Annotated in this window: 10 protein-coding genes; 4 read left to right on the plus strand and 6 right to left on the minus strand. The window is 67.7% G+C overall.

Features of this window, described 5'->3' with window-relative positions; translation table 11 throughout:
• Positions 1–1,454 (plus strand): hypothetical protein (locus tag AB4Y99_RS03380; protein WP_441522369.1); only part of this gene is annotated, 1,454 nt, incomplete at its 5' end.
• A gap of 81 nt (positions 1,455–1,535) precedes the next feature.
• On the opposite strand, the gene AB4Y99_RS03385 is transcribed toward AB4Y99_RS03380, so the two are convergent.
• From AB4Y99_RS03385 to AB4Y99_RS03395, 3 genes are read right to left on the minus strand one after another with little or no spacing between them, the layout of a single operon-like run.
• Positions 1,536–3,233 carry an SUMF1/EgtB/PvdO family nonheme iron enzyme gene (locus AB4Y99_RS03385; RefSeq protein WP_441522370.1) on the minus strand — a complete coding sequence of 566 codons (1,698 nt, stop codon included), beginning with the start codon at positions 3,231–3,233 and terminating at the stop codon, positions 1,536–1,538.
• A 21-nt stretch (positions 3,234–3,254) separates the two neighbouring features.
• Positions 3,255–3,698 carry a DUF4399 domain-containing protein gene (locus AB4Y99_RS03390; RefSeq protein WP_142022148.1) on the minus strand — a complete coding sequence of 148 codons (444 nt, stop codon included), beginning with the start codon at positions 3,696–3,698 and terminating at the stop codon, positions 3,255–3,257.
• Positions 3,698–4,969, minus strand: a complete 1,272-nt coding sequence (locus AB4Y99_RS03395; RefSeq protein ID WP_441522371.1) for a DUF4399 domain-containing protein — start codon at positions 4,967–4,969, stop codon at positions 3,698–3,700. The genes AB4Y99_RS03390 and AB4Y99_RS03395 overlap by 1 nt, the downstream gene beginning before the upstream one ends.
• Before the next feature lie 167 nt (positions 4,970–5,136).
• Between AB4Y99_RS03395 and AB4Y99_RS03400 the strand changes: the two genes are divergently transcribed.
• The 3 genes from AB4Y99_RS03400 to AB4Y99_RS03410 all read left to right on the plus strand — a co-directional run bounded on the left by AB4Y99_RS03400 (position 5,137) and on the right by AB4Y99_RS03410 (position 9,500).
• Positions 5,137–6,582: a caspase family protein gene (locus tag AB4Y99_RS03400; RefSeq protein WP_441522372.1), complete on the plus strand. Its 1,446-nt coding sequence runs from the start codon at positions 5,137–5,139 to the stop codon at positions 6,580–6,582.
• A 49-nt stretch (positions 6,583–6,631) separates the two neighbouring features.
• On the plus strand, positions 6,632–7,810 hold the full coding sequence (locus tag AB4Y99_RS03405) for an OmpA family protein (protein ID WP_441522373.1): 1,179 nt from the start codon (positions 6,632–6,634) through the stop codon (positions 7,808–7,810).
• Positions 7,811–8,096: 286 nt separating this feature from the next.
• A complete protein-coding gene (locus AB4Y99_RS03410; RefSeq protein WP_441522374.1) occupies positions 8,097–9,500 on the plus strand; it encodes a S41 family peptidase in 1,404 nt (467 codons plus the stop codon).
• A 27-nt stretch (positions 9,501–9,527) separates the two neighbouring features.
• Here the strand turns inward: AB4Y99_RS03410 and AB4Y99_RS03415 are convergent, their stop codons facing one another.
• The 3 genes from AB4Y99_RS03415 to AB4Y99_RS03425 form a co-directional block, all read right to left on the minus strand.
• Complete coding sequence (locus tag AB4Y99_RS03415) at positions 9,528–12,827, minus strand: caspase family protein (protein WP_441522375.1); 3,300 nt, start codon at positions 12,825–12,827, stop codon at positions 9,528–9,530.
• A gap of 367 nt (positions 12,828–13,194) precedes the next feature.
• On the minus strand, positions 13,195–13,794 hold the full coding sequence (locus AB4Y99_RS03420; protein ID WP_441522376.1) for an NADPH-dependent F420 reductase: 600 nt from the start codon (positions 13,792–13,794) through the stop codon (positions 13,195–13,197).
• A 202-nt stretch (positions 13,795–13,996) separates the two neighbouring features.
• Entirely contained in the window at positions 13,997–14,731 is a 735-nt protein-coding gene (locus tag AB4Y99_RS03425; protein ID WP_038363466.1) for an SDR family NAD(P)-dependent oxidoreductase, read from the minus strand.
• Between the last annotated feature and the right edge of the window lie 160 nt (positions 14,732–14,891).

Raw genomic sequence — 14,891 nt, forward strand, 5'->3', positions numbered from 1 at the left:
GGCGGCCTCCTTCAGGCGGCCTCCTTCAAACGGCCCAAGCAACGCAGCTCGCGAGCGGCTTCCATTGCGCTGGCCTATCCGCGGTCGCGGCCCGTGCCAGGATCGGCAGCGTCGGATCGGTCGCGCTGCTCACGCTTCTCGCAGGCTGTGCCCAGAGCAAGGCTCCCGGACAGGTCTTCGACTATGCCCCGGTGACATCGGCGGCCGCTGCGCTTCCATCCGGCAGGACGACGGGCCAGCACGAACAACCGCGAGCCAAGCCTGCAACCGCTGTTCTGGGACCGCTCCAGACAGGTTCCGGTTACACGGTAGAAAGCGACGCCAGAAGCGACGGACGATACAACACCTACGTCTTTGCCACAGAGTTCGGCACCTACCTGGTGGCCGGCGACGATCTCGCGCGCAATCATCTCCGGGAGCTCGTCGCCCTGGACGCGCTCAAGAAACAGTCTTTGTCAGGGGAATTCGTGCATGCCGCCGGCAAAGCCGTCCTCAGCCCGATCCGAGGTGTCGTCAATACGGTGAGGGACCCGATCGGCGGCGCGCAAGGAACATACAGCAACGTTTCCCGGCGAGTAGGCTCGGTGCGGCGTACCCTGTCCGACGCTGGCGAATTCGTCACCACGTTCGGCAAGCCGGAGAAGCGACGGCCGGAGCGCGAGAACGAGAACTTGTTTGAGAAGTTCGTCGACAGACCGAAAGAGAAGCGACGTCTGGCCGAGGCATTGCGCGTCGATCCCTACACTCATTTCATTCCGCTCTCGCGCGAACTCAACAAGGTCGCATCCTACTCGGCCGCTGGATCCTTCGGCGTCAACCGTGCACTTGGCTTCGTTCCCGGCGGAGCGGGTACCGTCTTTTCGGGCCTCGGAACGCTCGATTCACTCACGTCGCGAACGCTCGACATGCCGCCGGATGAAACGGCGGCGGTCAACCGCGAGCGCTTGGAAAAGCTGAACATCCCGGAGGACACGATCAAACGATTGCTGCTGAGCGACAAACTCACGCCGACTGAAAAGACACGGACGGTGGGTTTCCTGAGCGGCATGTCGGGMGCACCGGGGCTCGAGGCGCTCGCCTCCTTCGTCGCGTCGAGCGAAACAAGAGTGGACGCCTTCACGGCGCTGCAGACGCTCGCCTATCTCTCGGCACGTCCCTTTGGCAACGACGGTATCAGTGGCGTGGAAATCGTCGAACGCATTCCGGTCATTTCGGTCGGCGCGAACAGGAGAGTGGCTCTGTTCACAGCCGACGACCTTGCCTGGACATCGGAAAACGCGGCTCAGCTCTCGCAGCTCGGTACCGCACTGGCGAGCAGCAGCAATTCTCGGATCAGGAAGGAAATCTGGATATCGGCAGACGCATCCACGATGGCAAGACGCGAACTGCGACGTCAAGGATGGCTGGTGAAGACGAACGTCTTCAGTCCGCAGGTCAGGCTCGCCGCCGATTAAGAGGCCGCTGCGCATGCGAGCGTAGGAGTCGATGACCGCGCGAACACGACGCTCTTGCAATTCGAGGTGGAACGGACAGGCCTATCGGTCACGCGCGACGCGGAATCCGTTGGTGTAGAAGCGCACGTCGACCTCGTATTTGAAGCGCGCGGCCGAGCGCAGATAGCGGGGATCGTTGTTGAACGAGCCGCCACGCAGCACGCGCTCGCGGCAATTCGCGACCGTATAGGCGCTGCCGTCACGGGGCGCGCTGCGATAATTCTCGCTCCAGCAATCGGCGACCCATTCGGCTGCATTGCCGGCCATGTCGTAGAGGCCGAACGCATTGGCCGGGAATTGGCCGGCCGGAATGGCGCTGCCGCGCTTCTGGTCGTTGCAGCCGAGGCAGTTCGCCCGCTCCTTCACCAGCGTCTGGCCCCAAGGGTAGGTCGTCGTCGTGCCGGCGCGCGCCGCATATTCCCACTCGCTTTCGGTCGGCAGGCGATAGGGCTTGCCGGTCCGGGCCGAGAGCCAGGTGAGATAGGCATTGGCATCGTTCCAGTGGATGTCGGTGACCGGCCGCTTGCCGCGGCCGAGCCCGCGATCATCCGGCCGGTAATTGCAGCCGCCCTGGTCGACGCAGAGATCCCACTCCTCGAAGGTCACCTCGCGGGCGCCGAGATAGAAGCCGCGGACGGTCACTGGATGCACCGGCTTCTCGAATTCGTAGAGATCGTTCGAGCCCATCTGGAAGCTGCCGGCTGGGATCGCGACCAGCTCCGGGCAGCCTGTGCAGTCGCGCTGCGGCGCGCCTGCTGGCTGGGGCGATGCCGGCGGGGTGGCGATTGCAACGGCTGTGGCAGCAGGTGCAACCGGGCCGGCGCGATATTCCTGCTCGCGGGCCCGGGCCAGCGAAGCGAAGCGCCCGTTCGGAAAGGCATCGAGATAGGCGCGGTACTCCGCCGCGTTCCGGCTGTTGCGGATCGATTCCCAGAAGGCGAGATCATAGGCCGCATCCTGGGTTACGCCCGGCGTCTGCGGCGGCGGGATGACGGCGCGGCTGCCGAGCGCCACGGCGACCGGCTGAAAGACCGGCGTGACGACGAGCCCCTTCGGCGGTTCCACCGAGAGCCAGACCTGCTGGCTGCGCCGGGTTTCGCGCGAAACCGTGTCCCGCACCTGCTTCACCGCCTGCGCCATCTCCAGCCCCGGCGTCCGGATCGCCTTGAGCCAGGCCGCGACGGCGCGATCGGGACCGCCCGGCAGCGGCTTGCCCGGCGCCGTCGGGAACAGCACCGCGATCCCCTCCATCGGTTCGAGCGGCAAGAGCCCCTTGGCCTTGCCCTGCCAGGGATTGTCGCGGCCGGCATCGAGGAAGATCAGGGCGCTCGCCGGCCGGGCGACGATCAGCGGATCGACGATCTCGTCGAGATCGACCGCAGCCTCAGCGCCGTTCTGCACCGACAGCAAGAAATTGCGGTTCCGCTCCTGAATGGCATGGCCGCTATAGAACACCACGGCCTGCGCACCGCGCCGGAGCTTGCTCGCGAAGCTGGCGATCGCCTGCCGCAAGGCGTTGCGGTCGGCATTCTCGACCGAGACGACATCGAAGCCGCCGGCGCTCAACACCTGCGCGACGGCGCGACCCCGCTGGGCGGCGCCCGCCATCGGCGCCTCCGGATAGGCTTCGTTGGCGATGACGAGTGCGACACGCGCGACCTCGCTCGGCTGCTGGGCAAGCCCGGAAGCGGCCAGCATCGGCAGCAGCACGACGGCAATCAGGACGCGTAACCAGGCCATCTTCAGACGAAAGCCCCTCAGCTAGCGGACATTGATCGTGATCTTCGGCGACATCACGGGCGGATCATGCGGCGTATGGGTGTAGTCGCCGAGCAGCAATTGCAGCGTGTGCCGGCCCTTGGGCAGGGTCACCACCACCTCGGTCTGGCCGTTGCCCAGATGGATATGGTTGTAGTCGGACGGGATCGGCTGGTCCGGCGGTCCGGGCTCGGTGTCGATCAGCAGGTGGTGATGGCCGGTCCGCGCGTGGTTGACGCCAGCCGGCGCGACGCCCATGCCGCGCAGGCCGATCCGCACAGTGAAGCGCTCGGGCACGCTCAGGCCATCGATCGGATAGTGGAAATAGACCTGCGCGCCCGGCGGCGCGGGTTGGCGCGCGGGCGTCTGCGCGACGGCTTCCGCGGGAAGGCCCTGCCACGCTGCCAGTGCGAAAAGGCCGGCGGCTGCGATGCGGGCTCGCGACATCACCGGCGCCTCCTCGCGTTCGGCCCGCCCGGCGCCACGATCACCGTGATGCGCTCCGAGATCACCGGCGGATCATGTGGCAGATGGTTCTCGTCGGCGAGCAGGAGCTGCAACGTGTGCCGCCCGTTCGGCAGGGTCAGCTTGTACTCGGTCTGGCCGCCGCCGAGATGGATGTGGTTGAGATCGGCCGGAATCGGTGCATCGAAGGAAGGCGGCCCGACGTCGACCAGCAGATGGTGATGGCCGGTATTCGGCTTGGCGACGCCAGCCGGCGCCACGCCCATATTGCGCAGGCCGAAGCGGATGGTCGATGTCGGGTAGATCCGGTCGCCATCCCGCGGATAAACGAAATAGACAGCCGCATCGTTGGGCGATGGCGTGCGGGCAGCGCCAGCGCCAGCGCCAGCGCCATGGGCATGCGGCGCCGGCTGCGCAGCAACAACGGGTTGCCCATCGGCGACGACGCGAACCCGGATGCGCGCCGACATCACGGGAGGATCGTGCGGCACATGCTCGTGATCGCCCATCAGCAATTGCAGCGTGTGTTCGCCGGGCGGCAGCGAGAGCTCGGCCTCGGTCTGCCCGCGCCCGAAATGCAGATGGTTGAAATCGCTGGGGATCTCGCGGTCGAGCGCCGGCAATTCGGTATCGACGAGGAGATGGTGGTGGCCGCCATTTGGGCTGGCGGTCCCGGCCGGCGTCACCGTGATGCCTTCCGCCCCAAAGCGGATCCTGGCGTGGCTCGGGATCGTCGCGCCGTCCTGCAGGTCGATGAAGAAGACACGCGCGCCGGGCGCGGCAGCCGACCGCGGCTTCTCAGGCGCCGCCGCCGGAACCTCGACCGTGATGCGCTCGGACATGATGGGCGGGTCATGCGGCACATGGTTGTGGTCGGCGAAGAGCAGCTGCAGCGTGTGCTTGCCCGGCGTCAGCGCGATCTCGGCCTCGGTCTGGCCGCCGCCGAAATGGATATGGTTGAAGTCGCTGGGGATCGGCTGGTCGAGCGGCGGCAATTCGGTATCGATCAGCAGGTGGTGATGCCCGCCATTGCGCGCCGCCTGCCCCGCCGGGACGACCTCCATGCCGGTGATCGCGAACCGCACCGTGAGCTTGGCGGGAACCTGCGCCTTGTCGGCGAGGCCGATGAAGGAGAGACGGGCCGTTGCCGGAGCCGGGCTGCGCTGCCGGGCGCGCTCCTGCGCCGACGCTCCGGCCAGCGGCATCGCCACGGCCAGACCCAACAGCAGAAGCGCCGGCGCAAGGCGGAGCATCAGCGTCTTCCTTCCGCAAGGAGATGGACGGAAGGCTAGCAGCGGAGCCGGGAGCCTTCAAGCAAAACACCATCCCCTGGTGTCGATGACTATGCTTTGTTCTGGAGAAGGCCGGGATCATGCATTAGCATGACGTAGAGGTTGCCGGCAGCCTCTAGGGAAGACCCATGATTCTCGTCGCCAGACTCTGCGGCCTGATCCTCCTGCTGCTGTCCGGCCTTGCCCTGGCCGAGACGCCGCCCGAGCGCCGCGTGGCGCTCGTCATCGGCAATTCCAGCTATCGCAACGCACCCGTGCTGCCGAACACCATGAACGACGCGCGCGACATGGCGGTCGCCCTGCGCAAGGTCGGCTTCGAGGTGGTCGACGGCATCGATCTCGACAAGCGCGGCATGGACGCGGCCCTGACGCGCTTCGCCCGGCTGGCTCAGGATGCCGATGCCGCGATGTTCTATTTCGCCGGCCACGGCTTCCAGTTCAACGGCGAGAACTATCTCGTTCCGGTCGAGGCGAAGATCGAGGACGAGGTCGGCGTCCAGTACGAGACGACGCGGCTCAACGACGTCGTCACCGCCCTGAACTATGCCAAGGGCGTCAAGATCATGGTGCTCGACGCCTGCCGCAACAACCCCTTCGTCGGCTTGCTCGCCAAGCGTCAGGCAACGCGCGGCTTCTCTGTCGGCTCCGGCCTCGCCCCGGTCCAGCGCGCGCAGGGCATGGTCATCGCCTATGCCACGCAGGCGAACGACGTCGCCGCCGACGGCGCCGGCCGCAACAGCCCCTTCACCGCCGCCCTGGTGCGCGAGATCGACCAGCCTGGCCTCGAGGTCGCGGCACTGTTCCGCCGCGTGCAGAAGAGCGTCTACGATACGACGGCCGGTCGCCAGACGCCGGAACTCTCGCTCTCCCTGCTGGGCGACTTCTACCTCAATCGCGAGGAAACGGATGCCGATGTCTGGCGCCGCATCCGCGCCAGCGACGATCCCACCGCGCTGCAGGCCTTCATCCAGCGTTATCCGCAGAGCTTCTTTGTCATCGATGCGCGCACGCGGCTCGACCTGCTCGAGCGCCGCTCCACGACCTCGAGCGAGCGCGACCAGCTCGTACGCGAATTCGCCGAGCGCGAACGCGCCTTGCTCGAGCGTCTGGAAAAGGCGGAACAGGGCCGGCGGCAGGCTGCCGACGATCTCGCCCGCAAGGATAGCGGCGACGCGGTCGGCGTTCCCGCGCCCTCGTCGGCTCCGGGTTCCGCGCCTGTCGCGATTGCCCCTGCCCCGCCCCCGCCGCGCGCCCAGGACAAAGCGGAACGCGCGCGCCTCGCCGACGAGCTCGCCCGCCGGGAAGCCGAGCTCGCGGCGATCGAGACGGAAAAGCAGCGCCTTGCCGAAGAGCGTCGGGCCGTCGAGCAAGCCATGGCGGCCAGGCTCGGCACGCCCGGGGCGCTGCCGCAGAACCGCTCGACGCAACCCGTCGCCATGCCGGGCGTGCCCGCGCGCCCGGCGGAGGCCCCGCCGAGAGGGCGAGCCTCCGGCGAGTGCGCCGAACTCCTGATGCGTGCTCAGCTCGGCGATCTCACGCCCGCGGCACGCGAACAATTGCGGCAATGCCGCTGATGCAAGACGGCCGCGGCGGAGAGCCCGGCCCGAACTGGAGAGGTGAGGCATGACGGGCCTGGTCCGCTTCAAGATCGCCATGATCGGCTTGGCTCTGCTGGCAGGCGCGACCGCGGCCATCGCCCAGACCCCACCGCCTCCGACGCCCGTTCCCTTTGCCGATGCGCTCCGAAAGGCAGCCGATGACCTCTTCGGCAAGGCGACCGTCTCCGGAGACAAGGTCAACCTCGTCATCGACCCGCTGATCGACGCGGCCTCCGGCGCGCAATCGGCCGCGACGCGCTCGATGCAGGCGACCCTGATGGAGATGGTCAAGGCGAACTATCCGCGCTTCACCGTCCTGCCCTTCGACAGCGAGGCCCTGGCGAGCAAGCCGGTTGTGCTGGTCGGCACCTTCACCGCCGTCAACAACCAGGGCGTGGCGGACGGACCGCGCGACGCCTACCGGATCTGCCTGACGCTGGCCGATCTCAAATCCAACAGCATCGTCTCCAAGGGCGTCTCGCGTGCCCGCCCGGAAGGCGTCGACACGACGCCGACGCTTTATTTTCAGGACTCGCCGCTCTGGGCGAAGGATCAAGCGACGGATTCCTATATCAAGGTCTGCCAAGGCACGAAGCTGGGGGATCCGATCGATCCCGCTTATGTCGAGAAGCTGACCGCCAATGCGCTGATCAATGACGGCATCCTCGCCTATGAGACCCAGCATTTCCGCGAGGCACTGGCCTTCTACCGGGCGGCGCGCAAGCTGCCGGGCGGTGAGCAGCACCGCGTCAGGATCGGCACCTATCTCGCCGCCAGCAAGCTCGCCCGGCGCGAGGACATGGTCGATGCCTTCGGCGACCTGATCGATTACGGCSTCGCCACCGATCGGCTGATGGTGAAGCTGCTGTTTAAGCCCGGCACGACGCAATTCGTCGATGACCGCCAGATCACCGATCCCTATCCGATGTGGCTGAGCCAGATCGCGACGCGCTCCCGCCAGAAGGGCGCCTGCCTGGAGATCGTCGGCCATACCTCGCATACCGGCCTGCCCCAGGTGAACGAGCGGCTTTCGACCCTGCGGGCGCAATTCGTCATGGACCTGCTGCTGACCGGCGCGCCCGACAATCGCGGCCGCATGATCGCGACCGGCCGCGGCTACAAGGAGAACCTCGTCGGAACCGGCAAGGACGATGCCAGCGACGCGCTCGACCGCCGGGTCGAGTTCAAGGTGATCGGCTGCTGAGAATTCCGTCGAGATCTCACGCCCGATCGCATCGGGAATGCGCCAGACGATGCGCAGACCGATCAGCGCGCCTTCTTTCGCCCGCAGTGCGCAGACGCTCCAACCGAGCACGCCATGACCAGTGACAGGCGGCGTATGACCGGTATCTCGCCCTGCCCTCCGCGGCTCTTCGCCGGGACGGTCCGGGCGAGCACCCCGAGCTGATTCCTGCCCCGAATCTGCTATCGCTTGCAGCGGCGAGCGCCGCAGCAGTCGCGCCCGCCTTGATACCCATGGGTGAGATGCGATGAGATTGCTGGCGCTCCTGACATTCTGGACCACGGCCATGGGAGCAATGCTGCCGGCCGCTGCCGCACCGCGCGAGCAGGTTGAGACCACGATCACCATGGCAGCTGCACAGGTGGCGGAGCACTATGTCGACGTGGTCGAACCCCGCAGCCTGTTCATGCATGGGCTGCGCGGGCTCGGAAACATGGCGGGGGAGCCCGCCTCTTCCCGAAGGCGCTCGCTCGACGCGGCCATGCAGGCCGAGGCGACCGCCATTGGCTTCAAGCCGCAAGCGGATCTCTTGATCGCCGAAATCATGCGGTTTCGCGCCGGCCGCGAGCGCGACGCAGCGCTCGCGGCCGCCCTGCGGGGCATGATGGCGGGTCTTGATCCGCACAGCCGGCTCGTGCTGCCGGCCGAGATGCAGCCGCCGCCGGCCTCGGTCGGTCTGGAGCTGACGGTGAAAGGCGGAGCGCTCACGGTGGTCCGCCCATTGYCCGGTGGCCCCGGCGAGCGCGCGGGACTTCAGGCCGGCGATGTGCTGGTCGACATCGACGGCCGCCCGACGACGGGACTGCCCCTGCCGGAGGCGGTGGCGCTGCTGCGCGGAGCGCTCGGCACCAGCCCCGTGCTCAAGGTCGAACGGCCCGGCGCCCCCGCGCCGCTCACGCTCCGCCCGGTGCGCGGGCCGGTGCAGGCCCCGCCTTCGTTGCGCTGGACTCTCGAGGGCCGTGTCGCAGTGATCAAGATCAGCGCCTTTGACGGCAATACGCGAACAAACCTGCAATCCGCGCTCGACGCGGCGGCTTCACGCCCCGGGGGGCCGCTCGAAGGGCTGGTGCTCGACCTGCGCGGCAATGCCGGCGGCCTGCTCGACGCAGCAGAGCAGCTCGGCGGCATGATGCTGGCGGCCGGAACCGAGGTCGCGAATCTGCGCGGCCGCACCCCGGCCAATGCGCGCAGGCTCGTCTCCCGGCAAGGCGACGTCGTCTCCGGGCTGCCCGTCGTGATGATCGTCGACAGTCGGACCGGCGCAGGCGCCGAGATCGTCGCCGGCGCGCTGCAGGACCATGGCCGCGCGCTCGTGGTCGGGCAGAAGACCGCCGGAGCGGGCACGATCCAGACCGTACTGCCGCTGCCGGAAGGGCAAGGCGCCCTCATCGTCACGACGGCGCGCGTCTATCGCGCGACCGGCGCCGCGCTGGACGGTGCGGGCGTCGCTCCCGATCTCGTGCTCGACGAGGAGAGCGGATTGCTCACGCCGCGCTCCGGCAGCGGGTCGAAACTCGATGCCCAAACCGAGAGCGAGGTGGCCGGCGCGGTTTCGGCGGCGCCATCGGGCACGGATACGGCGCTGCTCGCAGCGATCAAGCTGGTTGGAAGCGTCGGCAAGCCCGCGACCTCCAAGGCCGCGGCGCCATAGGATGCGCGCCGGCGGCTCCGGTCGCGGTCATCGCCGGGTCGATTTCGGCTGCGCCAGCTCGTAGCTTTCGCCGGAGCGCGCGACGATCCCCGCGGCGGCGAGCGCCTTCAGCGCCTCAGGCGCCCCGCCCCGGGGACGGGTCTCCTGAAGCTGCGACAGGATCTTCACCGCCCGCTCGCGCACGCCGCGCGGCAGCGTCCCGTTGCGGACGATCTCGCTAAGGGAGGTCGCCGCTGCCGGCACGCCATCGCGTCCGAGCTCCGCAAGGTTGAAGAGGGCGCGCGCATAGTCGCGATCCTCCTCCTTCTCGGTGTTGAGCAGCACCGTGACGAGCCCGAGCCGGGAGCCGAGATCCCCCTTCGCGATCGCCCGCTCGTACCAGAGCTCCGCCTGCTCGGGTGACGGCGAGACGCCGAACCCGCGCTGATAGGCGACGGCCAGATTGTGCATGGCAGGGACATGGCCGCGCTCGGCAGCAGCCTTGAAGTTCTCGAAAGCCAGCTCGAAATTCCGGGTGACGCCGAGACCGTGGCGGTAAGCGACGCCGAGATTGTTCATGGCGCCCGGCTCGCCGCGCTCGGCGCCGGCCTGGTAGTTGCGGAAAGCCTCCCGCGGCGAAGCATCCGGCAGCATCCGGTCGGCGTGGAGATCGCCGAGATGGCGATAGGCTTCGACCTCGCCGGCTGCGATCGCCATGTCGAAGTACCTGGCCGCCTTTGGGCCGTCGGGCCGTCCGCCGAAGCGGCCTTCACGATAGCCGAGGCCGAGCAGAAGCGCGGCCATGCCCCGCTGCGGTCCGTCGAGTCGCTGGACCAGCGCCTGTTCGGTCGCCGTCTGCATGTCGACGCCCTCGCGTTCGCGCCAGACCATCCGCAGCGCCTCGGCCGCGACCGTATTGCCCTGGCGGTTGGCCGCTTGCACCAGCAGCAACAGCGCCCGGTCCCGATCGGGCTGGGGCGCGCCGATCTTCCCGTCGGTGATGATCGCCAGGAGCGTGCCCGCCGCCCAGCCATTGCCCTCAGCCAAGGCGCGCTCCAGCCAGCCGAATGCGCCGTCCGTGTCGCGAGTCTGCCCGTGCTCGCCGAAATAGAGGTTGCGGGCATGCAAGGTCATCGCCTCGCTGCCGCCTGCTTCGGCGCCGCGCCGCGCCCAACGCCCGGCTTCCGCCTGATCCTCCGGGTTGGTGCTACGCTCCCCATAGAGGACCGCCAGATTGTAGTAGGCCGGCTGATCGCCCGCGCTCGCGGCCCTCTGCCAGAGCTCCTGGGCCTGCACGGGATCCCTCGGCACGCCGCGGCCCAGCCTGTAGAGGCTCGCGAGCTCCGAAAGCGCCGCCACGCTGCCGAGATCGGCAGCCTGCTTGTAGAGCTCGGCGGCCCTGGCCGGATCGGCGGGGCGGCCCACGCCCTTCTCGGTCATCTGGGCGAGCCGGAAGGTATAGGACGCGTCGCGGGTCCGCCCGACCACTTTTTCGAGGGCGGCCGCGCCCAGCGTCGGGTCGGGCGTGCTCGTCAGCATGCCGTTGTTGACGAGCACCGCCAGCGAGGCCTGGGCCCGACCGTCCCCCAGCTCCGCCGCGCGCATGTAGTAAGCGATCGCCCGGTCCATGTTGCGGCGCACGCCAAGGCCCTGCTCATACATCACGGCGAGGTAGCGCGTGCTGACGGCATCGTTCAGCGCAGCCCCGCGTCGGTATTGCGCCACGGCCTCGGCGGGATTCTGATCGGTGCCGAGCCCGGCTTCGAAGGCATGGCCGAGATCGGCGAAGGCCTCGGCCGTTCCCGCCGCCACAGCCTTGCGGAACCACGACACGGCTTCGGCCGGGTCGGGAGCGACGCCCTGCCCTTGCTGGTATTGCCGGCCGAGCATGAGCATCGCCAGGCCATCGCCGCGCTCCGCCGCCTGCTTCGTCAGCGCATGCGCCCGCACCGGATCGGCCAGCCGACCGCGCCCGAGGCCGAACAGCTTGGCCTGTTCGAGCAGCGCCTCGGCGGAGCCGCGCATGGCGGCGCGCTCCAGCCAGAAATCGGCCTCGCGATAGTCCGTCTCAGCCCGGTCGGGTGTCGCGTAGAGACGGCCGAGTTCCACCATGGAGGCAAGGTTCTCGGCTGCGGCGTTCTCGCGCAAAGCCGCGATCGTGGCGTCCCTGTCCAGGGCCCGGTCGAAGCGAAAGCGCAGGTTCAGGCTGAGATAACGGGCTGTCGCGTCGCGGTGTCCCGCCTGCATGGCGCGGCGATAGAGCGCTATTGTCTCCTCCGTCGGCTTGCGGCCTTCCGGCAGGCGCTTCGCATCCTGCTCCGCCAGCAGGAACATGCCTTCGGCGCTGCCGGCCTGCGCCGCCTTCCCGTACCACTCCCGGGCGCGGCCGCCCGGCATCAATGCGTTCTGATCGCGCGAAGCCTCGAAGGCGCCAAGCGCCAGCATCGCGGCGATGTCCTTGCCCTCGGCCGCGCTGCGAAGGAGTGCCGCGCCGCGCTCGACATCCATGGCCACGCCCTGACCGCGCAGATAGGCCAGGCCGAGTTCGCGCGCGGCCGAGGCGTCGCCCTTCAGCGCCTTTCCGTAGAGGTCGAAGAGCTGTGGCGCCGCCGGCGCGGCATTGATGATGAGCGGCCCGGTGAGCGCGTCCTCACTCCACGGAACCTGCCGCTCGCCGGTGGCGCGCGAAACGCGCTCGCGCACCTTGCGCATGATCACGCCGATATCCTGGCCCGGAATCAGCAGTTCATCGATGAAGGCGAAGGTGAAGGGGCTGAGCCCGCGCCCGCCGCCCCTGTCGAAAGCCTCGCCTCCGGGAGCCGAAGCATAGGCGAAGAAGGTCCCGGTCGCACGCGGCGGCGGCGCGAGCCCAGCCTCGCCGGCAGCGTCCTTCAACTCCGTTTCGGTGCGGCAGGCATCAAGGACGAAGATCGTCGAGCCTGCCTTCAGCCGCTGGAAGCGAGTGCTCAGCTCGGCCAGATCGAGCGTCTTCTGCCGGTGCGTCTGCGGATCCCGCTCGCCCAGCGCGAGAAGGGAAACGCCGCCGACCCTCCGGCCATGGCCTGAGAAGAAGAACAGCAGCGACTGGATCGGCGTTGCGGAATCGAGCCCGTCGATGGCGGCATCCACCGCCGCTGCGCGCGGATTGATAAGCGTGCGGACGTCGTAGCCGAGCCGTTCGAGCGTTTCGGCTGTAGCGCGCGCATCCCGTTCCGGATTGGTGAGGTTACCCTGCCCGCCATAATCCGACACGCCGATCACGAGCGCGATCCGGCGTCCCTCGGGCGCCTGCGCGAAAAGCGGCCCGGCCAGGACGGCGAGCAGGAACGCGGCCAGAAGGGCACGCATCCCCACAACCCGCCAGCTCGAACCGACGACACGATGACGGCGGGCCTCGACCGTGGGTATGCGCAAGTCCCTCATCTCAGCCAACCGAGCATGGTCCTGGGCGTGATGTTGGAATTTGCATTCGTCGCATCGGATCGCCGCTCTTCCATCCCCCGCCTCAGGCAATCACACCATAAGCAGGCTTCCTGTCCAGACGGTCGCCGTCCCCGGCTACAGAACAATGACAGTGGCTCTCCGGCAATAAGTCGGCGAGCGCAATATCGACGTTCAACCGAAGGCGAACTGAGAGCCGCGCAGGCTTCTGGTCAGCGGATTTCGCCGCAGGATCCATCCCCATGGCTTCCCGGATCTGCCAGTAGACAATCCATTACGGCTCCTTCTTGAACAGGTCCTGGAAGATCAGCGGCCCCCAAACGCGGCCGCGTGCGTGCACCAGCGCGCCGCCCTCGTTGAGCTTTCCCAACTTGACGGGTGCGAAGCCGAGTTGTTTGGCCAGGGCCGCCACGCGAGCAGTCGCGTCCTCGTCCTCACCAGACAGAAAGACGACGCGGTGGCCGCCCGCGACGACCGGATCGGTCGCCAGGGTGACGGCACCCAGGTGATTGAACCCTTTGACGAGTTTGGCGCCGGTGAACGCCTTCGCGACAAAGGCGGATGATGGCAGACCATCCAGCTCTTCAGGGGCTGGAAACGCGTTCGTCGCGTCGATGATCGTCTTGCCTTCCCAGCTCGGCAGGGCCTTCGCAACCTCGCGGTGCTCCCCGAACGGGACCGCCAAGATGATCGTGTCGGCCTTGAGTGCTTCCCGCAGCGACTTGGCGACGACCATGGGACCGATCGCCCGAGCCTGCGGCTCCAACGCCTCGGGCGGCCGGCGGCTCGCGACGGTCACGTCGATGTTTTTACGGGCGAAGGCGTGGGCGAGGGCCTGGCCTATCCTGCCGAATCCTACAATCGCATAGCTCATGATACGTCTCCGATCCTCGTTGGTATTGATTCCCCGGCCTTCAACGGCGCTGGGTCTTCGTTCCGCTGTGTGGCGACCCGCGCGTAGGCGTCCGGCTGTGAACGACTTCCGCGCGGCCGGGCCGGCCGTCAGCGCAGAAGTCGTTCCACCAGGGACGCGCTGGTTGCCGCCGCTCGGCCGCGTCCCGCGATCCAGCGCGAATTCAGATGGCCGAGAAGCCGCCGTCGACGGACAACTCCAGCCCATTCACGAAGCTCGAATCGTCTGACGCCAGAAACAGCGCGACCGCCGCGATTTCCTCGGGACGACCCATCGTTCCCCGCGGGATCAGGGATTCGAACATCTGCTTCGCCTCCTCGGTGAGGACCTGGCTCTGCATCGGTGTGGCGATCGGCCCGGGGTGCAGCACATTCACCCGGATATTCCTGCCCTTCAGCTCGTTGAGCCACCCGCGTGCGAACGCGTGCAATGTCGCCTTGCTCGCGGCGTAGACGCTGTAGCCGGGGAAGCCTTTCAACGAAGCAACCGACCCGGTCATGAAGATCGATCCGCCATCATTGAACAGCGGCAACGCCTTTTGCACCGTGAACAGCGTGCCGCGCGCATTCAGGCCGAAGGTCGCGTCGAAATGCTGCTCGGTAATCTCGCCCAGCGGGACGGCTTCGCCCGTGCCGGCGCTCGCATACAGGACGTCGATCCTGCCCTTTTCCCGCTTGACCGTATCGAACAGGCGGTCGAGGTCGTCGAGATTGGCCGCGTCGCCGCGCACGCCGGTCACATTTCGGCCGATCAGCCCGACGGCCTCATCGAGCGCCTCCTGCCTCCGGCCGGTGATGAAGACATAGGCGCCTTCTTCGACGAACCGCTTGGCGCTCGCCAGCGCCATGCCGCTCGATCCACCCGTGATAACTGCAACCTTACCCTCAAGCTTTCCCATGACTTTTCCTTCAGGCTCCATCTTTGACTGATCGGGGAAGTTCCCCGAGAGCCTCGAGATGGGTCTGCCGGGATCGGGCGTTGAGTGCGGAAGCGCGCAGATCGGTGGTGCGAAATTCATCCAGACGGGCAACTGACGCCAGCCGCGACGATCGGCGCGC

Origin of the sequence: Allobosea sp. TAB14 (genome assembly GCF_052113865.1) — a bacterium.
Classification (GTDB): domain Bacteria; phylum Pseudomonadota; class Alphaproteobacteria; order Rhizobiales; family Beijerinckiaceae; genus Allobosea; species Allobosea spartocytisi.